The sequence below is a fragment of the Bowmanella yangjiangensis genome (assembly GCF_017255015.1).
Lineage (GTDB): Bacteria > Pseudomonadota > Gammaproteobacteria > Enterobacterales > Alteromonadaceae > Bowmanella > Bowmanella yangjiangensis.
Genome location: NZ_JAFKCS010000489.1, coordinates 1 through 564, shown reverse-complemented (window position 1 = coordinate 564; position 564 = coordinate 1). Strand labels below are relative to the sequence as shown.

1 protein-coding gene is annotated in these 564 nt (G+C 61.5%); it reads right to left on the bottom strand.

From position 1 onward, the window contains the following. Positions 1-505, bottom strand: a 505-nt coding sequence (locus J0A65_RS25305; protein WP_206596979.1) for a hypothetical protein, incomplete at its 3' end; no start/stop codon positions are given. Positions 506-564 lie beyond the last annotated feature (59 nt).

Below are 564 nucleotides of genomic sequence, written 5' to 3'. Positions count from 1 at the left end.
CCTGGAAGGGCACGGCAAAGATCAGGAACAGGTGCATCCAGGTCGTCAGCGACTCCTGCTGCTGGGCGGTGCCGAGTTTCTCTCCATTGCCGTCGCGTACGGCCATGCTCATCGTCAGCGTGTTGTCGAAGGCGCCGGGAATCAGGAAGAAGGTCGCCCCGGTCAGTACGGCCAGCCCCATGTTGCCCGTCTCGTGGTTGTGCAGAGTGACGGTCAGGTACAGGTCGGACTCCTCCTGGGCGGTGGTCACGCGCGAAAAGCGACCGCTTTCGGAGAGCGTCTGCGAGATCACTTGTTCCAGCTTGGCGACGTCGGCCGTGCTGACGCGCGGGTTGTCATTGACCTGGTATTCGCCGAAGACCTTGAGGTAGACGCTCGGTTTCTCCTGTTCGGGCGAGGCGAGCGGCCATTGGTCGACCGTCTGCAGCGAGTGATGGGAGTAGGTCATGCAACCCTGCAGGCTGGCCGAGGCGATCAGCAGGATCAGTGCAAAGAGTTTCTTCATGGGGAAATCCTTTTCAGTGGGTCAGTTGTCGGGTGCCGTCCTGCAGCAGCTGCTCGACC